This window comes from Streptomyces sp. NPDC045022 (assembly GCF_056432605.1).
In genome coordinates, this window is sequence record NZ_JBWKIR010000013.1 from 147,478 (window position 1) to 167,573 (window position 20,096).

The following is a 20,096-nucleotide window of genomic DNA, read 5'->3' on the forward strand; positions in this document are numbered from 1 at the left end:
GTCATGCTGGAAGTGAAGACGGTCGAGAAGCCGGACGAACGGCGTGACTTCCCGCGCGGCCACCTCGAAGCCCTCCACCTGACCGGGCTCGACTTCGCGGTGGGCACCTTCGAACCGGGCTGGCGCTGGTCGGAGTCCGTGGCCCCGATCGCGGGCACCAAGAGCTGCATGGTGCACCACAACGGTTATGTGCTGCAGGGGCGGATGCGCCTCCGGATGGACGACGGTGGCGAGAGCGAGGTCGGGCCCGGCGACGTCTTCGTGTGCCCGCCCGGCCACGATGCCTGGGTGGTGGGTGACGAGCAGGCCGTGGTCTTCGACTTCGCCGGGACCATGGCGAACGAGTACGCGAAGGGTTAGCCGGCGGCGGATCGATTCGTTCGCGCGCGGGCCGGGCCGCACGGTGTGCGGCCCGGTGGCGTGTCCGGGGTCAGCACCGTGGGTCACCTCTGTACGTACAACCGCACCACTCCGTGCGCCGCGACGGCACGACACGGACGGCCCGACAGGCCGGTCCCGTCAGCCCGGGAAGACCGTCGCCCCCTCCTCCGCGAACGCGACGGCGTCAGCGTGCCCGAACAGGCCGGGCAGGCCGCCGGTGTGGACGAGGACGGTCTTCTCGCCCGGCCGGACGTCGCCGCCGTGGACGGCCGCGCGCAGTCCCGCCAGGGCCCGGCCCGTGTAGGTCGGGTCGAGGACCAGGCCCTCGGTGCAGGCGGCGAGCCGGAGCGCCTCGGCCACCGGACCGGTCAGCGCCGCGTACCCGCTGCCCACCTGGTCCCGCCGCACCCGCAGCCCCTCCACCGTGAGCTTCTCGCCCGCGGGCCCCCCTGCCGTGGGCTTGTCCGCCATGGGCCTCTCCGCCGCGAGTGCCGCGAAGCGGGCCACCGCCGCCGCCGGGTCACCCAGCGCGCCCACGTCGACGCCGAGTACCGACCCGGCGCCCAGGGCCGCGACCAGTCCGGCCATGGTGCCGCCCGACCCGAGTGCCACCACCGCCGTCCGCAGGTCCGGCACCTGCTCGCGCAGTTCCTCGCCGCAGCGCACATAGCCACGGGCGCCCACGGCGCTGGAACCACCGAACGGGATCAGCGCGGGACGGGCACCGCCCGCCCGCAGCCTGGCGCACACCTCGGCCGCCGCCGCGTCCAGCCCCGCCTGGTCCACCTCCCCGGCCCAGGCGAGCCGGGCCCCGAACAGCCCGTCGAGGGCGAGGTTGCCGGACCGCGAGAGGCCCGGCGAGCCGCGCAGCACGAGGACGACGTCCAGCCCGAGGCGGGCGGCGGCAGCCGCGGTCAGCCGGGCGTGGTTGCTCTGCGGGGCACCCGTCGTCACGAGCGTGTCCGCACCCTCGGCGAGCGCCGCGCCCACCGTCCACTCCAGCTTGCGGATCTTGTTTCCGCCGCCGCCCAGGCCGGTCAGGTCGTCCCGCTTGATCCACAGGTCCCCCGGTCCGAGCCCGAGCGCGGTGGCCAGCCGGGGCGCCGGTTCGACGGGGGTGGGGTACCTGCCGAGCGGCACGGACGGGTGACTCATGGCGGACATCCTTGTCGGCGGGTCGGCGGGTCGGCGGGTCGGCGGGTCGGCGGGTCGGCGGGTCGGCGGGTCGGCGGGTCGGCGCGTACCCGGTGGCCAGTCGATCACAGGCGGCCGCCCGGCGTCACACCGGCAGCAGGCGTGCGATCAGCGCGCTGAGCTGCCGGGCCGTGCGGCACTCGTGCATCTCCACCAGCTCGGCATAGGCGGGCGCGGCCGAGTCGCCGGTACCCCACCGGTCGCGGGGCTCGGGATTCAGCCAGTACACGCGGCGGGCCCGCCGGGCGACCTCGCGCACGGCGGGCAGGTTCGGGTCGCTCATGTTCGTCCGGGCGTCCCCGAGGACGAACACCGTCGTACGCGGCCCGACCGCGTCGCCGTACCGCTCGGCGAACTCGCCCAGTGCCACGCCGTAGTCACTGCTGCCGTGCCAGCCGGTGAGCGTGGCCTCGGCGCGGATACGGGCACCGAGCCCGTCGGGGTCGGCGCGGCCGTGGTCGAGCAGGCCGGTCACCTCGTCGAGCCGGTTGACGAAGGCGAACACACGTACCTTGCTGAACTGGTCGTGCAGCGCCTGCACCAGCAGCATCGTGAAGTCCGAGAAGCCGGACACCGAGCCGGACACATCGCACAGCAGCACCAGTTCGGGGCGGACCGGGCGGCGCCGGCGCAGCACCGGCCGCATCGGCACACCGCCCGTGGACAGCGAGGAGCGCAGGGTGCGGCGCAGGTCGATCGCGCCGCGCGCGGCCCGCCGGCGGCGCGCGGCGAGCCGGGTGGCCAGCTTGCGCGCGAGCGGTGACACGGCTCTGCGCAATTCGGCCAGTTGGTCGCGGTTCGCGAACAGGAAGTCCACCCGGTCGGCGGTCGGCCGGACGCCGCGCCGCGCGATCTCGTCCCGGCCGCGCCGCTCGGCGACCCGGCGCCGCGCCTCCGCCCCGACCATCCGCCGGAACTCCTCGATCCGGTGCCGGATCTCGTCGTCCAGCAACCGGTCCGCGAATCCCGTACCGCTCCCGTTCCGGCCCCGGACGTCGGCGCGTACCCGGGCCAACAGGGTCTGCGGGCGCAGCCGTTCGAGGGTCTGGTACGCCGACCAGCCGTCCGAGCCCGGTGAACTCCCGTATCCACCGAAACCGTCGACCGCCTCCGCCGCCAACCGGGTCATCAGCGCACGGTCGTCGGCGGCCAGTGCGTCCGCGAGCCGGTCGCGCAGGGCCTCGCGGTCGGCGGGGTCGCCGTCCGGGCGCCCGACCCCACGCGGGAAGTACAGCTCGAAGACCGGGTCGAACACGGCCCGTTGCGCCGGACCGTGCAGCAGGGTCGCGGCCAGCCCTTCGCGCAGCAGCTCCCGGTTCGCGAGCCCCAGCGCCTCCACCGCGCGGGCCGCGTCCACGGTCTCCCCGGTGCCGATCCGCACTCCGTGCGCGCGCAGCGCCCCGACCAGGCCGGTGATCCGCTCGGCGACACCGCTCACAGCGCGTCCAGGTCGAGTTTCGCCGCCGCCTTCTGGATGTCGTCCTGGTGCTTGAGGATCACTCCGAGAGTGTCCCGTACGACCGTCTCGTCCAGCGCGCCGGCGCCCAGGGCCAGCAGGGTGCGCGCCCAGTCGATGGTCTCGGCGACGGACGGGGCCTTGCGCAGGTCCATCGCGCGCAGCGCCCCGACCACCCGGACCACCGACGCGGTCAGCGCCTCGCCGAGGCCCGGCACCCTCAGCCGTACGATCCGCCGCTCCAGCTCCTCCTCGGGGAAGCCGATGTGCAGGAACAGGCAGCGGCGGCGCAGCGCCTCGGACAGCTCCCGGCCGGCGTTGGAGGTGAGGACGACGAAGGGGCGGCGGGTCGCGGTGACCGTGCCCAGCTCGGGGACCGTGATCTGGAAGTCGCTGAGCACCTCCAGCAGGAGCCCCTCCATCTCGACGTCGGCCTTGTCGGTCTCGTCGATGAGCAGCACCGTCGGCTCGTCCCCGCGGATGGCGGTGAGCAGCGGACGGGGGAGCAGGAACTCCTCGCTGAAGATGTCGGTGCGGGCGTCGTCCCAGCTCTCGTCGCGGCCCGCGCTGATCCGCAGCAGCTGCTTGGCGTGGTTCCACTCGTACAGCGCCCGGGACTCGTCCACGCCCTCGTAGCACTGGAGCCGGACCAGCCGGGCCCCGGCCACCTGGGCGACGGCCTTGGCCAGCTCGGTCTTGCCGACCCCGGCGGGGCCCTCCACCAGCAGCGGCTTGCCCAGCCGGGCGGCGAGGAAGACGGTCGTGGCGACGGCGGGCGAGGCGAGGTAGCCGGTCTCGGCGAGGCGGGCGGAGACGTCGTCGACGGACGTGAACAACAGGGCCTCCGGCGGGGTCGGGAGCGGGTCCATACTGCCGGCGACCATCTAAGCGCTTGTTCAGCGCGGCTGTCACGGGGATCCGGCTCGGCCGTCATGAGGACCCGGGGCATACACCGATCGGTTTCCTTTCGGCCGTGGCGAGGTAACCTCGCCCTATGGCCTCCACCGACAAGGCGTCCCCCCGCGACCGGCTGCTCGACGCGGCCGCCCGGCTCTCCTACCGCGACGGCGTGTCCATCGGCGTGGAGGCGCTGTGCCGGGAGGCGGGTGTCTCCAAGCGGTCGATGTACCAGCTCTTCGACAGCAAGGACGAGATGCTGGCCGCGAGCCTGGAGCGGCGGATCCCGGCGTACGAGGCCCGGTTCACGCACCCCGAGCCGGAGGCCGCGACCCCGCGCGAGCGCATCCTGCACGTCTTCGAGCAGCTGGAGAAGGGCTCCGTGGAGGCCGGCTACCACGGGTGCCCCTATCTGGCCGTGCTGGTGGAACTGAAGGACCCCGGGCACCCGGCGAGCGCGGTCGCCCGCGGGGTCAAGGAGGGTCTGACGAGGAGCTTCCGTGCGGAGGCGGAGCGGGGCGGTGCCCGGGACCCCGGGCTGCTCGCCCGCCAGCTCGTGCTGGTCTTCGACGGTGCCAGCGCCCGGGCCGGCGCCGGCGTGGAACGCCTCGACGACGGACTCGCCACGGCGACGGCGACCGCCCTGCTGGACGCGGCCGGGATGAAGTAGCACCATGCCGGACCCGTACGGACCCCCCGTACGGGTCACCACAACGCGCCGACCGGCTCGCCCGCCCGGTGCAATGGAGCCGTGACCGCGCCCCCGGACGACTGCCTCGCGCGCAACGAGTGGATCTGCGGCGCGTATCTGAGCACGCGTCGCCAGATCCTGCTCGACTCGGTCGTCCAGCACGTCGAGCTGACCACCGTGTCGGTTCTCGTCGGCCTGGTCGTCGCCCTTCCGCTCGCGGTGTTCGCCCGTCGCTGGGGCTGGGCGGCCGGCCCGGTCCTCGCCGCCACGACGATCCTGTACACCATCCCGTCCCTCGCGATGTTCTCCCTTCTCCTGCCCCTCTACGGCCTCTCGGCCACCCTCGTCGTCGCCGGGCTGGTGCTGTACTCGCTCACCCTGCTCGTCCGGAACATCCTCGCGGGCCTGCGCGCGGTCCCGGAGGAGACCCGGCAGGCCGCGCGCGGCCTCGGCTACGGCCCCGTCCGCCTCCTGCTCGCCGTCGAACTGCCCCTCGCCCTGCCCGCCGCGATGGCCGGGCTGCGCATCGCGACCGTCTCGGCGGTGTCCCTGGTCACGGTCGGCGCGATCGTCGGCTTCGGCGGCCTCGGAAACCTCATCTACGCCGGCATGAACACCTACTTCAAGGCCCAGGTGCTCACCGCGTCCGTGCTGTGCGTGCTGATCGCGATCGCCGCCGACCTGCTCCTGCTCGGGGTGCAGTGGCTGATCACACCGTGGGCGAGGGCGGCCCGCAGATGAGTACGCAGGGCATGGAAGCGGCGCCCCGGTCGGCAGGGAACCGCGCATGAGCACCCTCACCGCCACCTGGGACTGGCTCTCCGACCCCGCGCACTGGTCGGGTGACGGCGGCGTCTGGCACCGGCTGCTCCAGCACCTGCTGCTCACGGTCGTCTGCCTGCTCATCAGCTGCCTGATCGCCCTGCCCGTCGCCCTGGTCCTGGGCCACCTCGGCAAGGGCGGCGCGCTCGCCGTGAACATCTCCAACGTCGGCCGGGCCGTCCCCACCTTCGCCGTCCTGGTCCTGTTGCTCCTGACCCCGGTAGGGAAGTGGGGCGAGGGACCGACGGTGGTCGCCCTGGTGCTGTTCGCCGTACCACCGCTGCTCACCAACGCCTACGTCGGCATGCGCGAGGTCGACCGCGGCGTCGTCCAGGCGGCGCGGGGCATGGGGATGACCGGGCGGCAGATGCTGTTCCGTGTGGAACTGCCCCTTTCGCTCCCCATGGTCCTGAACGGGGTGCGGATCGCCGCCGTCCAGCTCGTCGCGACCGCCACCATCGCCGCGCTCGCGGGCGGCGGCGGTCTCGGCCGGATCATCACGGCCGGCTTCAACCTCGCCAGCACACCCCAGGTGGTCGCCGGCGCGCTGCTCGTCGCGGTGTTCGCCCTCCTCGTCGAGGGAGTCTTCGAGATGGCCGAGCGGCTGGCACCGGTGTGGGCCAGGGGCGGCCGGTGAACGGCCGGGGAGCCCTGACGGCCGCCCTGCTGCTCACCACCACCGCCTGCGCCACCGGCCCCGCCCTGGAGAACCGCGGCCAGGTCACCGCGCCGCCCGGCGACAGCCGCCATCTGACCATCGGCTCGGCCGGCTTCACCGAGAGCGACCTGCTCGCCCAGCTGTACGCCCAGTTGCTCGACCGGGCCGGCTACCGGACGTCCCTGCTCACGGTCGCCAACCGGGAGCTGTACGAACCGGCCCTGGAAGCCGGCCAGATCGACGTCGTGCCCGAGTACGCGGCCACCTTCGCCGACTGGCTGAACGCCAAGACCCACGGCGCCGACGCGCCCCCGGCCGGCTCGCCCGACCTCGACGCCACGATGAAGGCGCTGCGCGCCCTCGCCACGCCCCGCGGTCTCACCGTCCTTCCGCCCGGCCGCGCGGTGGACCAGAACGCCTTCGCGGTGAGCGCCTCCTACGCCCGCCGGCACGGCCTCAAGACCCTCGGCGACCTGGGTGCATCCGGACTGCGGGTACGGCTCGCGGCGGGTGACGAGTGTGTCCGACGGCCTTACTGCGAGCCGGGGCTGACGAAGGTGTACGGCATCGACATCACCGGGGTCGATCCCAAGGGGGTCGGCACCACACAGGCCAAGCGGGCCGTGCAGGACGGCCGGGACCAGATGGTGCTGACCACCACCACGGACGCCACGCTCGACGAGTTCGGCCTGGTGCTGCTCGCCGACGACAGGCATCTGCAGAACGCCGACTACGTGGTCCCGGTCGTCAACCGCTCCCGCGCGGGCAGCGCCGGCGTCGCGAAGGCACTCGGCAAGCTCAACGCCGTCCTCACCACGCGCGACCTGGCCGACATGAACCGTCAGGTCGACAGCTGGCGCCGGCTGCCCGCCGACGTGGCCCGCGCCTATCTGAAGCGCGAGGGCCTGCTGGCGTAAGAGGCGTCAGGCGTCCGACACCGAGTCGAACGGCACCTGCGCCCGTGCCAGGCCCCGCGCGTCCGCGTCCACCGAGCGGCGCAGCGCCTCGTGCAGCTTCGCCGGGGTCAGCACGCCGAGGAAGCGCGCATCGTCCAGCACCGCGACCCACCCGGCGTCGTACTGGAGCATCACCCCCAACGCCTGTTTGAGCGGCGCGCCGACCGGCACCCAGGCGGTCATCCGATGGGCCAGGTCCCCGACCGTGCCGCCCGGCGTCAGCTCGTCGATGCCCACCCAGCCGTGCAGGTCGCCGTGCGCGTCGAGGACGACCGCCCAGCGGGCGCCCTCGGACCGCAGCCGCTCCCGGGCCCGGGCGGCGGGCTCGTCCGGGCGGGCCACGGGCGGCTGCTCCAGATCGTCCGCCTCGATCGCGGTGACCGACAACCGCTTCAGCCCCCGGTCGGCGCCCACGAAGCCGGCGACGTACGGCGTCGCGGGCGCCCCGAGCACCGCGCCGGGCGTGTCGAACTGCTCGACGCGGCCCTGTCCGTAGACGGCGATGCGGTCGCCGAGCCGAACAGCCTCCTCGATGTCGTGCGTGACCAGCAGCACCGTCTTGCGCACGGCGGCCTGCATCCGCAGGAACTCGTCCTGCAACTGCTCGCGCACCACCGGGTCGACCGCGCCGAACGGCTCGTCCATCAGCAGCACCGGCGGATCGGCCGCCAGCGCCCGGGCCACACCGACCCGCTGCCGCTGCCCGCCGGACAGCTGCGCCGGATAGCGCGGCCCGTACGTCTTCGGATCGAGGCCCACCAGATCGAGCAGCTCGGCAGCGCGGGCCCGTGCCTCGGCCCGCTTCCAGCCGAGCAGCGAGGGCACGGTCGCGGTGTTGTCCAGGACCGTGCGGTGCGGGAAGAGGCCGGCCTGCTGGATGACGTAGCCGATGCGGCGGCGCAGCCGCACCGGGTCGACCGTCGCGATGTCCTCGCCGCCGACGAGGATCCGGCCCGACGTCGGCTCGATGAGCCGGTTGACCATCATCATGGTCGTCGTCTTGCCGCAACCCGAGGGTCCGACGAGCGTGACGAGTTCACCCTCGGACACCTCGAAGGAGAGGTCGTCCACGGCCGTCGTACCGTCCGGATACCGCTTGGTGACCTGCTCGAACCGGATCATCCCCTCACGCTACGGCGGGGCGGTCCGGGCGTCATCCCGCCGTGGCCCGACCGGCGGACGCCCAGGGCCGGCAGGCCGTGACGCCCGGCGGCGTACGGCTCGTTCCGTCAGCCGAGCAGGATCACTTCCAGCGTCCGCGGCCCGTGCACGCCCTCCACCCGGTCCAGTTCGATGTCGCTGGTGGCCGAGGGGCCCGAGATCCAGGTCGACGGGCGGACGGGGTCGAGCCGTTCGAGGGCCTGCGGGACGGAGGCGACGACCTGGCCGGGCACCCGCACCACGCAGATGTGGTGGTCCGGGATGAGCGAGATACGGCGCCGGCCCTGGTCGGGGGAGCCGTCCAGGACGATCGTGCCGGTCTCGGCGATCGCCACGGCACAACCCGTCACCACACTGTCCACCTGGTCCAGCCGGTGCGGTGTGCTCCCCGCCCGGTCGTGGATCCGCACGGCGTCGGCCGCGGACATCCACTCCGGCGGCAGCCCGGGCGGGACCAGCACCTCCTGGGAGCCGCGCGCGGCCAGCAGCCGCATGACGAGGTACGGCAGCTCTCGCGCGTCGCAGCGGTGCACGATCGCCCGGTAGTCCGCCAGGTTCTCCGCCAGCAGCTCCACCGTCTGCTCGGCCGTACGCTCCCCGTGCTCGCGCAGATGGTGCCGCTCCACGGCCACCTCGTACGGCCGCTCGTCCGGCGTCACGTCGGCGAGCGCCCGCCGGACCCGGCCCAGAACACGTTCCCTGCTGCTCACTTGACGCCGTCCTTTCCGCCGCGCGTGCGCTGCCACCAGTCCCGGAAGGGTTCCACCGGTACGGCCGGCAGATCCCGGGTGCCGCTCCACGCCTTGCCCGGGCCCGGCAGGGCGCGGGGGTGCAGCCGGCGGGTGCGGGAGGCGAGCCGCTGGCCGGCGCGCAGGGCGCCGGGGCGGGCGAAGGCCCAGCGGGCGGCCCGCATGGCCGCCCGTTCGGCCGCATGTCCCTTGGCGGGCTTGAGGACGACCCTGTTGCCCTGCCGCACCGCCGGTCCGCCCTGCACGACCCGCTCCCGCAGATGCACCAGCACCTCGGGGATGTCGATGGCGACGGGGCACACGTCGTAGCAGGCCCCGCAGAGGGACGAGGCGTACGGCAGCGAGGCGTCGATGTCGCTTGCGGTGCCCCGCAGCTGGGGGCTGAGGATGGCGCCGATCGGGCCCGGATAGACCGAGCCGTAGGCGTGCCCGCCCGCCCGTTCGTAGACGGGGCAGACGTTCAGACAGGCCGAGCAGCGGATGCAGCGCAGGGCCTGGCGGCCGACCTGGTCGGCGAGGGTGTCGGTGCGGCCGTTGTCGAGGAGCACCAGGTGGAAGGTCCGGGGGCCGTCGTCGTCGGTGGTGCCGGTCCACATGCTCGTGTACGGGTTCATGCGCTCGGCGGTGGAGGAGCGGGGGAGGGTCTGCAGGAAGACCTCCAGGTCCCGCCAGGCCGGCACCACCTTCTCGATGCCGACGACCGAGATCAGCGTCTCCGGCAGGGTCAGGCACATCCGGCCGTTCCCCTCGGACTCCACGACGACCAGGGTGCCGGTCTCGGCGACCATGAAGTTGGCACCGGAGATGCCGACCTTCGCGCGCAGGAACTTCTCCCGCAGGTGCAGCCGGGCGGCCTCGGCGAGATCGGCGGGCGTGTCGGTCAGGCCCTCGGGGGCCGGGCGGCCCCACTCGCCCATCTCGCTCGCGAAGATGTCCCGGATCTCGCCCCGGTTGCGGTGGATCGCCGGGACGAGGATGTGCGAGGGGCGGTCCTTGCCCAACTGGACGATCAGCTCGGCGAGATCGGTCTCGTAGGCACGGATGCCCTCGGCCTCGAGGGCCTCGTTGAGCCCGATCTCCTGCGTGGCCATCGACTTGACCTTGACGACCTCCGACTCGCCGGTCTCCTTGACCAGTGCGGCCACGATCCGGTTGGCCTCGTCCGCGTCGGCGGCCCAGTGGACCGTACCGCCCGCCGCGGTGACCGACTCCTCCAGCCGCACGAGATACCGGTCGAGATGGCGCAGCGTGTGGTCCTTGATCCGGCGGCCCGCCTCCCGCAGTTCCGCCCAGTCGGACAACTCGCCCACCGCCCTGGCCCGTTTGGCGCGGATGGTGTGCGTGGCGTGCCGCAGGTTCGCGCGCAGAGTGGGATTGTGGACGGCGTCGTGAGCGGCCTGTGGAAAGGCCGGCATGCCGAGATACGTTCCGCTCATACCGCCGGTTCCTCCTCCGTGCCCGCCAGGATCTCCGCGATGTGGACGGGCCGCATACGCGTCCGCAGCCGGCTCATCGTGCCGCCGATGTGCATCAGACAGGAGTTGTCGGCCGCGCACAGCACCTCCGCGCCCGTCGACTCGGCGTTGCGCACCTTGTCCGCGCCCATCGCCGCCGAGACCTCGGCGTTCTTCAACGCGAACGTACCGCCGAACCCGCAGCACTCCTCGGCACCCGGCAGCTCGACCAGCTCCAGCCCCTTGACGGCCCGCAGCAGCCGCCGGGGCCGGTCGCCGAGCCCGAGACCTCGCAAGCCGTGGCAGGTGGGGTGGTAGGTGACCGTGTGCGGATAGTGGGCGCCGACGTCCGTCACGCCCAGCACGTCCACCAGGAACTCGGTGAGTTCGTACGTCTTGGGGACCACCGGCGCCAGGGCGGCGGCGAGCGACCCCCCGCGGCCCTCGGCGCGGGCCCGCTCGCCCATCCTCGGGTACAGCTCCCGCACCATCGCCCCGCACGACCCGGACGGCGTCACGATCGCCTCGTAGTCGCGGAAGACATCGGAGAAGTGCCGGGCCAGTGGCTCCGCCTCGTGCCGGTAGCCGGTGTTGTAGTGCGCCTGCCCGCAGCAGGTCTGACCCATCGGGAAGTCGACCTCGACGCCCAGCCTGGTCAGCAGTTTCACCACGGCACGACCGGTGTCCGGATAGAGCGTGTCGTTGACACAGGTCAGGAACAGGGCGACACGCATCGCGGCTCCTCGGGGTCGGTCATCGCACGAGTGCAGGGTAGTAGGCGCGTACCGTCGCGGGGAGAGCGCGGCTCACCGGGCGGCGAGCCGTGCCTCGGCCTCCCGCCGGCGGGCGGTGTCGCCGCGGGGCGCGTACCGGGTGCGGCTGGGTACGGATGAGCAGCCGGCGCATCGCGGGGAGGTCGCCGGCCAGACCGTGGGCGCGGGCCTGGACGAGGACGTTGCCCAGGGCGGCCGCCTCCGTCGCCCCCGCCACCACCGGCAGCCCGCAGGCGTCGGCCGTCAGCTGGCAGAGCAGCGCGTTGCGGGTGCCACCGCCCACGATGTACACCACGTCCACCGGATGGTCGGCCAGCCGCTGCGCCTCCTCGACGGCCCCCCCCGTGCGCGCCGCACCTGCGCCGCCCTCGCCGCCGGCACCACCCTCGCCCTCGCCCTGACGGCCTGCGGCGGTACCACCAAGAACGACGTCAAGGACGACAGTGGGCCGGCCGCCTCCGCCGGCAAGGCCGATCCGAACGCCGCCACCAAGAAGGGGCTGACCGTCGGCTTCCTGCCCAAGCAGGTCAACAACCCCTACTTCACCACCGCGGACAAGGGCGGCGAGAAGGCGCTGGCCGAACTCGGCTCGAGATACAAGGAAGTGGGCCCGTCCAGCGCCACCGACACCTCGGGCCAGGTGAGTTACGTCAACCGCTCACCCAGCAGCAGGTGAACGCCATCGCCGTCTCCGCGCAGGACCCGGGCGCCCTGTGCACCGCGCTGAAGCAGGCCATGACGAACGACATCAAGGTCGTCACCTACGACTCCGACACCAACCCCGGCTGCCGCAACGCCTTCGTTTCGCAGGCCGGCGCCGAGGACCTGGGCCGTACCGAGGTGCAGCTGCTGGCGAAGCAGATCGACTACAAGGGCGAGATCGCCGTCCTGTCCGCCGCGCAGACCGCGACCAACCAGAACACCTGGATCGGCTACATGAAGGACGAGCTGAAGGACCCCAAGTACAAGGACATCAAGCTCGTCAAGATCGCCTACGGCAACGACGACGCCCAGCAGTCCTTCCAGCAGACCCAGGGCCTGCTCCAGGAGCACCCGGACCTGAAGGGGATCATCTCCCCGACCACCGTCGGCATCAAGGCGGCCGCCCAGTACCTGTCGGGCTCGAAGTACAAGGGCAAGGTCAAGCTGACCGGACTCGGCACCCCGAACGACATGCGCAAGTACGTCAAGAACGGCACCGTGGACGCCTTCGAGCTGTGGGACCCGGCGAAGCTCGGCGACCTCGCCGCCCGGACCGCCGTCGCCCTGTCCTCCGGGCAGATCACCGGCACGGAGGGCGAGACCTTCAAGGCCGGCGGGACGACGTACACCATCGGCAAGGACGGTGTGATCAACCTGGGCAAGCCGACCGTGTTCGACGCCAAGAACATCGATCAGTTCGACTTCTGAGCGGAGAGGGCTGTTGACGCACCGCGTGTGCTTCCTGCTGAAAGTCGGGACGGACCGCCTCGACGAACGGACTGCTGACCTACCAGGGCCACCAGTACGCCGTCTGGTACACCGCGACCCGGCACACGGTCGTCGCCCGCGCGCTCCTCCGCAAGACCGCCTCCGGCACCTGGCGGAAGACGGAGTCGTGATCGACGAGACGCGGGTCGCGGCGGACGACGTGCTGTCGTTCCTGTACCAGGAGAGGTCGAGCGGCACGACGCCCTCGGCGCTCCGTGTCGCGGTCTTCGCACTCCCTGCCTGACCGGTCCGTTCCGGGCGGCGGTGCCGGTAATGTGAAGGGCCGCCCGCCGCCCCTCGTCCCCCTGGAGGTCTGAAGCCCGATGGCCCAGTCGGTGGGTATCAAGGACGTCGCCCGCGCCGCCGGCGTGTCGGTGGGCACGGTGTCCAACGTCATCAACCGCCCGGACACCGTCGCGAGCGAGACCCGCGCGCGGGTGCTCTCCGCGATCGACCGGCTCGGCTACGTCCGCAGCGAGTCCGCACGCCAGCTGCGCGCGGGACGCAGCCGGATCATGGGCCTGCTCGTCCTGGACATGGGCAACCCGTTCTTCGTGGACGTGGCGCGCGGCGCCGAGCGAGCGGCCCGGGCGGCGGGGCTCGGCGTGATGGTCTGCAACAGCGCGCAGAACGCGGCCGAGGAGGCCGAGTACCTGTCCCTGTTCGCCGAGCAGCGGGTGCGCGGTGTGCTGCTCACCCCGGCCGACGCCAGCGGCCACAACATCGCGACGTTCCGCCGGCATGGCATCCCGTTCGTGCTGGTCGACCGGGTCGCCGAAGGCGCCGGCGAGTGCTCGGTCTCCGTGGACGACGTGGCGGGCGGCGCCCTCGCGGTCCGCCATCTGGTGGACGCCGGGCACCGCAGTCTCGCCTATGTCAGCGGTCCGCCCGGACTCAACCAGGTCCGCGACCGCCGCACCGGCGCGCTGAACGCCCTCGCCGAGGCCGGACTCGGTCCCGGCGCGCTGCGTGAGCTGCCCACCGAACGCCTCGACGTGGCCGCGGGCCGGGACGCGGGCGCCCGCCTTCTCGGCCTCGCCGACCGTCCCACCGCCGTGTTCTGCGCCAACGACCTGCTCGCCCTCGGCGTCCTGCAGGCCATGTACGCGGCCGGCGTCACCGTCCCCGACGACCTCGCGATCGTCGGCTACGACGACATCGAGTTCGCCGCCGCGGCCGCCGTACCGCTCACCTCCGTACGACAGCCCGCCGTCACCATGGGCGCCCTGGCCGCCGAGCTGCTGCTGGAGGAGACCGAACAGGGCGACGGCGAGCGGACGCACGAGCACCGCCGGGTGGTGCTCCAGCCGGAGCTGGTGGTGCGCCGCTCCAGCCTCGCCGCCCGCTGACCGGAAGTTCAGTAACAATCGGTGATCCCGGAGGGCGGCCCGCACACGGTCATGTGCTGAACTGGGACGCGTCCATCCCATCCGTCCCGGGAGCCCTGTTGAGTGTCAGCTACCGCCAGCCCGGCGTCGTCCTCACCGACCGCCGCTTCACCGTGCCCCTCGACCACGCCGACCCGGACGGCGAGACCATCGAGCTGTACGCCCGCGAGGCGGTCGCGAGCGACCGGGCGGGGCAGGACCTGCCGTGGCTGCTGTACCTGCAGGGCGGACCCGGCTTCGGGGCGAATCGTTTCGTCGGACGTCAGGCCTGGCTCGACCGGGCCCTGAAGGACTACCGCGTCCTGCTGCTCGACCAGCGCGGCACCGGCAGCTCCACGCCCGCCACCCGGCAGACGCTCCCGCTGCGCGGCGGCCCCGCCGAGCAGGCCGACTACCTCACCCGCTTCCGCGCCGACTCCATCGTCCGCGACTGCGAGACCATCCGCCCACAGGTCACCGGCGGCGCCCCCTGGACCGTACTGGGCCAGAGCTTCGGCGGTTTCTGCACGGTGTCGTACCTCTCCCTCGCCCCCGAGGGACTGGACACCGCCGTGATCACCGGCGGGCTGCCCTCCCTGCACGCCCACGCCGACGACGTCTACCGCGCCGCCTACCCACGCGTCGAACGCAAGGTCACCGCGCACTACGCCCGCTATCCGCAGGACGTCGAGCGGGCCCGCCGGATCACCGACCACCTCCTCACCCACGACGTGGTACTGCCGAACGGCTACCGCTGCACGGCGGAGGCCTTCCAGTCCCTGGGCCTGATGCTCGGCGCGAGCGACGGCAGCCACCGCCTGCACCACCTGCTGGAGGACGCCTTCGTGCGCACTCCCGGCGGGCTCGACCTCTCCGACGCCTTCCAGGAGCAGGCGCAGGCCCTGCTGTCGTACGCCGGGCACCCGCTCTACGCGCTCGTCCACGAGGCGATCTACGGCCAGGACGCCCGCCCCACCGCCTGGGCCGCCGAGCGCGTCCGCGCCGAGTTCCCGCAGTTCGACGCCGCGAAGGCGCTCGCGGGCGACGCCCCGGTCCTCTTCACCGGCGAGACGATCCACCCCTGGATGTTCGACACCGACCCGGCCCTGCGCCCACTGCGCGAGACGGCCGAACTGCTCGCCGCCCGCACCGACTGGCGCACCCTGTACGACCCCGTCCGCCTCGCCGCCAACGAGGTCCCGGTGGCCGCCGCCGTCTACCACGACGACATGTACGTCGACACCGCCCACTCGCTGGAGACCGCCCGCGCCATCCGCGGCCTGCGCACCTGGGTCACCGACGAGTTCGAGCACGACGGTCTGCGCGCCGGCGCGCCCCGCGTACTGGACCGGCTGCTGACCCTGACCCGCGACGAGGCCTGATGCCACGGCGAAACATGACGCAACGGCAGGGGCCTGAGTGCGGCAGGCGCGCGGTGTGAACCGCGTGGACAGCGTCCGCCGATGCCCGGTGGCGGTGAGTACCCGGTCGGGCAGCGGATCGGCTGGCACGCATGCACGCCGGGCCACCTGAAGTGCTCAATCGGCCCGGGCGCCACCTGGGGACGTCTGGGCCTGCGTCAGGTGAGCCCGAGCAGTTCCGCGATCGTTCCGCCGAGCACCCGGTCGCGTACCTCGCCCGGGCTGGTGATCCTCTCCACCAGCGCACGGCTGAGGACCGGGTCGCCGTACGGGGCGTCCGAGCCGAACAGGGTGCGGTCCGGGATCTCCTTGATGGCCAGCCGGACCGCGAAGACGATGTTGGCCGTGGACAGTTCCAGGTACATGTTCGGGGTGTCCCGGACCAGCTCGACAGCCTCCATCCAGTTCAGCCCTCCGAGCTGGCTGACCACCAGCGGAACCGTCCGGTACCGGCGGGCGAGCGTCGAAAGCGTTCTCAGATCGTCCGCCGTGGTCGGGGCGGATCCGTGCATGACCACGGGCAGTCGGCCGTGATCGGCCGCCGCCTGGAGCACCGGTTCGATCATTTCTGCCCGTCCCGGCGGCGGCGTCAGCTCGCCGATCCCGTGCAGGCCCCGCCCGACGACCTCGCGTTCCACGGTCGCGGCAATCTGTTCCGGCTCCAGACCAAGCGGTACGGACAGGAAGCCGATGAACCGCTCCGGCCGCGCGGTGAGTGCGGCGTCCAATTCCCGCCACGCGTCCCGATACGCCTCGGCCGTGCCGGCCCGGCCCCCAATGGCCTCGCCCAGGATCGCCATCTCCCGGCGCAGCGAGGTGAGGTCACCGGCCCGCTCCGGGTGAGGGCGGGTGGCGAACAGCACGGCGCGATCCACCCCTGCCTCGTCCAGTAGCTCCACATGTGCCTCGACGGGGTCGTGGACGTGGCTGTGCGCATCGATGATCACTGATTCGTTCCTTCCTCGGCGATCGGCTCGGAATACGGCCGACCACCGCACTGTTGCTCCCTGACACCGTGGGAAGGTCAACTCGGGGGGAGCGGTCGGTGCTGATCGGGGAGCTGTCGCGTCGCACCGGAGTCAGCGAGCGCCTGCTGCGCTACTACGAGCGGATGGAGCTGATCCGCTCAGAGCGCCGCGCCAACGGGTATCGCGAGTACGACGACCAGACGGTGGAGACGGTGCGACGCGTCCGCGCTCTGCTGGCCGCCGGCCTGCCCACCCGCATCATCCGCCAGGTCCTGCCCTGCACCTTCGGCGAGACGATGCTGCGCCCCTGTCCCGGCGTGCTCACCGGTCTCCGCACCCAGCTGAACGTCCTCGACCAGCGTGCCGCCGAACTGGAGACCGCGCGCCGCCTCCTGCGCCAGACGATCGCCGCCACGGAGAACGCGACGGACGAGGACCGGATGCCGGGCTCCCGTAGCGCCCGGGGCGTACGCCTGCCGCCGCGCGGTGAACCGGGTGGTTCCGCAGGTCAGTAGGCTGGACCCCATGCCGGACCAGATAGCCGACCCTTCCGACCTGCGCGGCGACTGCGCCCAGTGCTTCGGGCTGTGCTGTGTCGCCCTGCCCTTCGGGCGCTCCGCCGACTTCGCGCTGAACAAGCCCGCGGGCAAGCCGTGCCCCAACCTCCGGGGCGACCACCGCTGCGGCATCCACGCCGACCTGCGCGAGAAGGGCTTCACCGGCTGCACGGTCTACGACTGCCTCGGCGCCGGCCAGAAGGTCTCGCAGGTCACCTTCGGCGGGCAGGACTGGCGGACGGGCACGAAGGAACGGGCGCGGCAGATGTTCGACGTGTTCCCGGTCGTCCGGCAGCTGCACGAGCTGCTGTGGTACCTGACCGAGGCGCTCGGCCTGCCCGCCGCCCGGCCCGTCCACCCGGATCTGCGGCGGGCGCTGGAGCAGACCGAGCGGCTCACCCGGCAGACCCCCGAGGAGCTGGCCGCGCTGGACGTGGCCGCACACCGGCAGGAGGTCAACGTGCTCCTGCTGCGCACCAGCGAGCTGGCCCGGGCCGGCGCCGGCGGGAAGGGCTCGAAGGGCCGCGGCAAGGACCGCCGGGGCGCGGATCTCGTCGGGGCCCGTCTCAAAGGCGCCGACCTGCGGGGGGCGAGCCTGCGCGGTGCCTGTCTCATCGCCGCCGATCTCACCGGCGCCGATCTGCGCGGCGCGGACCTGATCGGCGCCGATCTGCGGGACGCCGACCTGACCGACGCGGACCTCACCGGTGCCTTCTTCCTCACCCAGCCGCAGCTCAACGCGGCCCGGGGCAACGCCGGCACCAGGCTGCCGGAGTCAGTCACCCGCCCGGTGCACTGGACAGCGGGCGGCTGACCCGGGGGCGTCACCCGCGACCGTGACCGGTACGGCCTCGCCGGTGGCCGGTGCGGGCCGCCGTTCCAGCCGCATGCGCAGTCCCTCCGGCATCAGCGTCAGCCGCTCGGTGACGGTCAGCCGGTAAGCGGGATCGATCCGCAGGTCGTAACGGCGCAGCAGCAGGCCGAGGACCAGCGTCGCCTCGTGCAGCGCGAACTGGCGGCCGATGCAGGCCCGCGCCCCGGTGCCGAACGGCTTGAAGGTGTGCGGCGGCCGGGACCGTACGGCCCGCGCGTCGAACCGGTCCGGGTCGAACCGCTCGGCGTCCTCGCCCCACACCGCCGGGTCGCGGTGCAGCATGGGGGTCAGCACCAGCGCCCACGCACCCCGCCGCATCGGATGGTCCCCGGCCAGCACCGTGTCGTGCCGGGCCTCCCGGGCGAAGGCCGGCGCGGTCGGCCACAGCCGCAGCGACTCGTCGAGCACCCGGCGGACGTAGCGCAGCTTGGCGATCCGGTCGTAGCCGGGACGCGGGGTGTCGCCCCAGACCCGGTCCACCTCGGCGCGGGCCCGGGCCGCGATCTCCGGGTGCCGGGCGAGGTAGTACAGGGCGAAGGACAGCGCGCCCGAGGTGGTCTCGTGGCCCGCCACCAGGAAGGTGATCACCTGCTTGCGGACGTTCTGCGCGGACAGCTTCTCCCCGGTCACCGGGTGGGCCGTCGCCAGCATGCGGTCGAGCAGGTCCCCGCTGCCGCCGCCCGACCGGCGCCGGGCCGCGACCAGCTCGTCGACCGTGCGGTCCAGGTGGGCCATGTCGGCCGCGTTGCGTCGGGCGGCGGCACGCAGCAGCAGCGGTGCCAGCGGCCCAGGCACGCTGTTGAGCCGCTGTGCGTAGGTGAGCGTGCCGACCATCGCCGTGACGAAAGGGTGCGGCCGGTCCCGCTCGAAGGAACCGAAGTCGTGCCCGAACCCGGTCCGCGCGATCGTCTCGAGGGTCAGCTTGGTCATGTCCCCGGGCACGTCCACCGTGCGTCCGGCCGCGGCCTCCCGGTCCCAGTGGTCGGTCAGCCGGCCGGCGACCGCCAGCATCATCCCGTGGTAGCCCTCCATGGCTTCCCGGCTGAACCCGGGCGCCAGCACGTCGTGCGCCAGCTGCCAGTTCGGCTCGTGGTTGTAGGCGGTGAACAGGCCGTCCCCGGCCACCGGCCGCAGATTGGCGACGCCGAGGCCGACGTGCTTGGCGAACCGGGACTCGTCCGCGAGGTCGGCGACGAGCGGCGCCCCCCACACGAACACGAACTCCTTTCCGAAGGCCCGGCGGCGGAAGACCGGGCCCAGCTCGCGCGCGAAGCGCATCGAGTCCTGCAGCGGCCGGTGCCGGTCGGCCCCGAGCACATCGCCGAGCAGCGGCAACCGGTGCGGGGGATGCGGGATGCGGTGCAGCTCGGGCCAGCCCTGCTCGGCGCTCCGGAAACCCTTCGGCAGTCCGGTCTCCGTCGTCTCCGCCATGACGCGATCTCCCTTGATCCAGCGGACCGTTGAACCCGTGCGCGCGCGTGTTGTACGTGGGTTCAATAACGTGTTTCAGTCTGGTCCGCTTGTTGAACCGGCGTCAAGTAAAGTGACGCCATGCCCGCGAACCAGGGGGAGCGCGCCCGGCGCAGACTCAGCACCGGGGAGCGCCGTGAGCAGCTGCTGTCGGTCGGCGCGAAGCTGTTCTCGGAGAGCCCCTACGACGAGGTGTGGATCGAGCAGGTCGCCGAGATCGCCGGGGTCTCCCGCGGGTTGCTGTACCACTACTTCCCGACCAAGCGGGACTTCTTCGCCGCGGTCGTGGAGCGCGAGAGCGAGCGGATGCTGCGCATGACGGCGGCCGTGCCCGGGGTGCCGGTCCGTGAGCAGCTCACCGCCGGCCTCGACACCTACCTCGGCTATGTCCAGGCCCACGCCCACGGCTTCCGCGCCTTCCATCGTGCCGACGCGGCCGGCGACCAGGCCGTACGCCGCGTCTATCGGCGGGCCCTGGCCGCCCAGGAGCGGCAGATCCTGGCCGCCCTCGCGGCCGACCCCGAGTTCGGCCCGGGCTCCGAGAGCATCCCGCAGGTGCGCCTGGCCGTGCGCGGCTGGCTCGCCTTCACCACGGCCGTGTGCCTGGAGTGGCTGCGCGGGGGCGAGCTGACCCGGGACCAGGTGCGCGACCTGTGTGCCCGCGCGCTGCTGGGTGTCATCGCCTGACCTTCGCCGGTCGAGACCCTCCCTTCGGGTGGCGGGCCTGGTTGGCGCACGCCCCGAACTCCGATAGGTTAGGCAAGGCTTACCTAAGGA

General features: G+C 72.8%; 19 protein-coding genes and 2 pseudogenes. 11 read left to right on the forward strand and 10 right to left on the reverse strand.

The features are described from left to right. Window positions 1-3 precede the first annotated feature (3 nt). Entirely contained in the window at window positions 4-360 is a 357-nt protein-coding gene (locus AC07C1_RS23840; RefSeq protein ID WP_478941958.1) for a cupin domain-containing protein, read from the forward strand. A 159-nt stretch (window positions 361-519) separates the two neighbouring features. Here AC07C1_RS23840 and AC07C1_RS23845 read toward each other — a convergent pair whose 3' ends face one another. The 3 genes from AC07C1_RS23845 to AC07C1_RS23855 all read right to left on the reverse strand — a co-directional run bounded on the left by AC07C1_RS23845 (window position 520) and on the right by AC07C1_RS23855 (window position 3,867). After that, window positions 520-1,536, reverse strand: a complete 1,017-nt coding sequence (locus AC07C1_RS23845) for a pyridoxal-phosphate dependent enzyme (protein ID WP_478941959.1) — start codon at window positions 1,534-1,536, stop codon at window positions 520-522. Between the two features lie 124 nt (window positions 1,537-1,660). After that, entirely contained in the window at window positions 1,661-3,013 is a 1,353-nt protein-coding gene (locus AC07C1_RS23850) for a VWA domain-containing protein (RefSeq protein ID WP_478941961.1), read from the reverse strand. Next, entirely contained in the window at window positions 3,010-3,867 is an 858-nt protein-coding gene (locus tag AC07C1_RS23855) for an AAA family ATPase (protein WP_478942097.1), read from the reverse strand. The genes AC07C1_RS23850 and AC07C1_RS23855 overlap by 4 nt, the downstream gene beginning before the upstream one ends. A gap of 158 nt (window positions 3,868-4,025) precedes the next feature. Between AC07C1_RS23855 and AC07C1_RS23860 the strand changes: the two genes are divergently transcribed. From AC07C1_RS23860 to AC07C1_RS23875, 4 genes are all read left to right on the forward strand, one after another. Continuing rightward, the gene (locus AC07C1_RS23860; protein ID WP_478941962.1) at window positions 4,026-4,598 is read left to right on the forward strand and encodes a TetR/AcrR family transcriptional regulator; all 573 of its coding nucleotides are present in this window, start codon (window positions 4,026-4,028) and stop codon (window positions 4,596-4,598) included. An 81-nt stretch (window positions 4,599-4,679) separates the two neighbouring features. Then, window positions 4,680-5,360, forward strand: a complete 681-nt coding sequence (locus tag AC07C1_RS23865) for an ABC transporter permease (RefSeq protein ID WP_478941964.1) — start codon at window positions 4,680-4,682, stop codon at window positions 5,358-5,360. Between the two features lie 46 nt (window positions 5,361-5,406). After that, on the forward strand, window positions 5,407-6,078 hold the full coding sequence (locus tag AC07C1_RS23870; protein ID WP_478941966.1) for an ABC transporter permease: 672 nt from the start codon (window positions 5,407-5,409) through the stop codon (window positions 6,076-6,078). Then, window positions 6,075-7,016, forward strand: coding sequence for an ABC transporter substrate-binding protein (locus AC07C1_RS23875; RefSeq protein WP_478941967.1), 942 nt, complete (start codon window positions 6,075-6,077; stop codon window positions 7,014-7,016). Before AC07C1_RS23870 ends, AC07C1_RS23875 begins: the two co-directional genes overlap by 4 nt. Window positions 7,017-7,022: 6 nt before the next feature. Here AC07C1_RS23875 and AC07C1_RS23880 read toward each other — a convergent pair whose 3' ends face one another. The 5 genes and pseudogenes from AC07C1_RS23880 to AC07C1_RS23900 form a co-directional block, all read right to left on the reverse strand. Continuing rightward, a complete protein-coding gene (locus tag AC07C1_RS23880; protein WP_478941969.1) occupies window positions 7,023-8,177 on the reverse strand; it encodes an ABC transporter ATP-binding protein in 1,155 nt (384 codons plus the stop codon). A 107-nt stretch (window positions 8,178-8,284) separates the two neighbouring features. Continuing rightward, entirely contained in the window at window positions 8,285-8,926 is a 642-nt protein-coding gene (locus tag AC07C1_RS23885) for a LutC/YkgG family protein (protein ID WP_478941971.1), read from the reverse strand. Next, complete coding sequence (locus tag AC07C1_RS23890) at window positions 8,923-10,401, reverse strand: LutB/LldF family L-lactate oxidation iron-sulfur protein (RefSeq protein ID WP_478941972.1); 1,479 nt, start codon at window positions 10,399-10,401, stop codon at window positions 8,923-8,925. The genes AC07C1_RS23885 and AC07C1_RS23890 overlap by 4 nt, the downstream gene beginning before the upstream one ends. After that, the gene (locus AC07C1_RS23895; protein ID WP_478941974.1) at window positions 10,398-11,153 is read right to left on the reverse strand and encodes a (Fe-S)-binding protein; all 756 of its coding nucleotides are present in this window, start codon (window positions 11,151-11,153) and stop codon (window positions 10,398-10,400) included. Before AC07C1_RS23895 ends, AC07C1_RS23890 begins: the two co-directional genes overlap by 4 nt. A 72-nt stretch (window positions 11,154-11,225) precedes the next feature. Further along, a pseudogene (locus AC07C1_RS23900) lies at window positions 11,226-11,529 on the reverse strand (FGGY-family carbohydrate kinase); the annotation flags it as partial. Here AC07C1_RS23900 and rhaS point away from each other — a divergent pair. From rhaS to AC07C1_RS23915, 3 genes and pseudogenes are all read left to right on the forward strand, one after another. Then, window positions 11,497-12,602, forward strand: a pseudogene (rhaS, locus tag AC07C1_RS23905) (rhamnose ABC transporter substrate-binding protein). The pseudogenes AC07C1_RS23900 and rhaS sit on opposite strands and share 33 nt — an antisense overlap. A 383-nt stretch (window positions 12,603-12,985) precedes the next feature. Next, window positions 12,986-14,011 (forward strand): LacI family DNA-binding transcriptional regulator, encoded by a 1,026-nt coding sequence (locus AC07C1_RS23910; protein WP_478941976.1) that lies wholly within the window; start codon window positions 12,986-12,988, stop codon window positions 14,009-14,011. Window positions 14,012-14,109: 98 nt separating this feature from the next. Beyond that, the gene (locus AC07C1_RS23915) at window positions 14,110-15,411 is read left to right on the forward strand and encodes an alpha/beta fold hydrolase (RefSeq protein WP_478941978.1); all 1,302 of its coding nucleotides are present in this window, start codon (window positions 14,110-14,112) and stop codon (window positions 15,409-15,411) included. A gap of 197 nt (window positions 15,412-15,608) precedes the next feature. On the opposite strand, the gene AC07C1_RS23920 is transcribed toward AC07C1_RS23915, so the two are convergent. Next, window positions 15,609-16,397 carry an amidohydrolase family protein gene (locus tag AC07C1_RS23920; protein WP_478941980.1) on the reverse strand — a complete coding sequence of 263 codons (789 nt, stop codon included), beginning with the start codon at window positions 16,395-16,397 and terminating at the stop codon, window positions 15,609-15,611. A gap of 98 nt (window positions 16,398-16,495) precedes the next feature. Between AC07C1_RS23920 and AC07C1_RS23925 the strand changes: the two genes are divergently transcribed. After that, entirely contained in the window at window positions 16,496-16,933 is a 438-nt protein-coding gene (locus AC07C1_RS23925) for a MerR family transcriptional regulator (RefSeq protein ID WP_478941982.1), read from the forward strand. A gap of 10 nt (window positions 16,934-16,943) precedes the next feature. Continuing rightward, window positions 16,944-17,789 carry a pentapeptide repeat-containing protein gene (locus AC07C1_RS23930; protein WP_478941983.1) on the forward strand — a complete coding sequence of 282 codons (846 nt, stop codon included), beginning with the start codon at window positions 16,944-16,946 and terminating at the stop codon, window positions 17,787-17,789. On the opposite strand, the gene AC07C1_RS23935 is transcribed toward AC07C1_RS23930, so the two are convergent. After that, window positions 17,751-19,280 carry a cytochrome P450 gene (locus AC07C1_RS23935; RefSeq protein ID WP_478941985.1) on the reverse strand — a complete coding sequence of 510 codons (1,530 nt, stop codon included), beginning with the start codon at window positions 19,278-19,280 and terminating at the stop codon, window positions 17,751-17,753. The genes AC07C1_RS23930 and AC07C1_RS23935 overlap by 39 nt on opposite strands. A 120-nt stretch (window positions 19,281-19,400) precedes the next feature. Between AC07C1_RS23935 and AC07C1_RS23940 the strand changes: the two genes are divergently transcribed. Next, a complete protein-coding gene (locus AC07C1_RS23940; RefSeq protein WP_478941986.1) occupies window positions 19,401-20,006 on the forward strand; it encodes a TetR/AcrR family transcriptional regulator in 606 nt (201 codons plus the stop codon). The last annotated feature ends 90 nt before the right edge of the window (window positions 20,007-20,096 follow it).

Coding starts and splice junctions, on each gene's coding strand:
- AC07C1_RS23895 (WP_478941974.1), bottom strand. CDS start 11,153: ATGCGTGTCGCCCTGTTCCTGACCTGTGTCAACGACACGCTCTATCCG.
- AC07C1_RS23860 (WP_478941962.1), top strand. CDS start 4,026: ATGGCCTCCACCGACAAGGCGTCCCCCCGCGACCGGCTGCTCGACGCG.
- AC07C1_RS23845 (WP_478941959.1), bottom strand. CDS start 1,536: ATGAGTCACCCGTCCGTGCCGCTCGGCAGGTACCCCACCCCCGTCGAA.
- AC07C1_RS23935 (WP_478941985.1), bottom strand. CDS start 19,280: ATGGCGGAGACGACGGAGACCGGACTGCCGAAGGGTTTCCGGAGCGCC.
- AC07C1_RS23930 (WP_478941983.1), top strand. CDS start 16,944: ATGCCGGACCAGATAGCCGACCCTTCCGACCTGCGCGGCGACTGCGCC.
- AC07C1_RS23940 (WP_478941986.1), top strand. CDS start 19,401: ATGCCCGCGAACCAGGGGGAGCGCGCCCGGCGCAGACTCAGCACCGGG.
- AC07C1_RS23880 (WP_478941969.1), bottom strand. CDS start 8,177: ATGATCCGGTTCGAGCAGGTCACCAAGCGGTATCCGGACGGTACGACG.
- AC07C1_RS23890 (WP_478941972.1), bottom strand. CDS start 10,401: ATGAGCGGAACGTATCTCGGCATGCCGGCCTTTCCACAGGCCGCTCAC.
- AC07C1_RS23910 (WP_478941976.1), top strand. CDS start 12,986: ATGGCCCAGTCGGTGGGTATCAAGGACGTCGCCCGCGCCGCCGGCGTG.
- AC07C1_RS23870 (WP_478941966.1), top strand. CDS start 5,407: ATGAGCACCCTCACCGCCACCTGGGACTGGCTCTCCGACCCCGCGCAC.
- AC07C1_RS23840 (WP_478941958.1), top strand. CDS start 4: ATGCTGGAAGTGAAGACGGTCGAGAAGCCGGACGAACGGCGTGACTTC.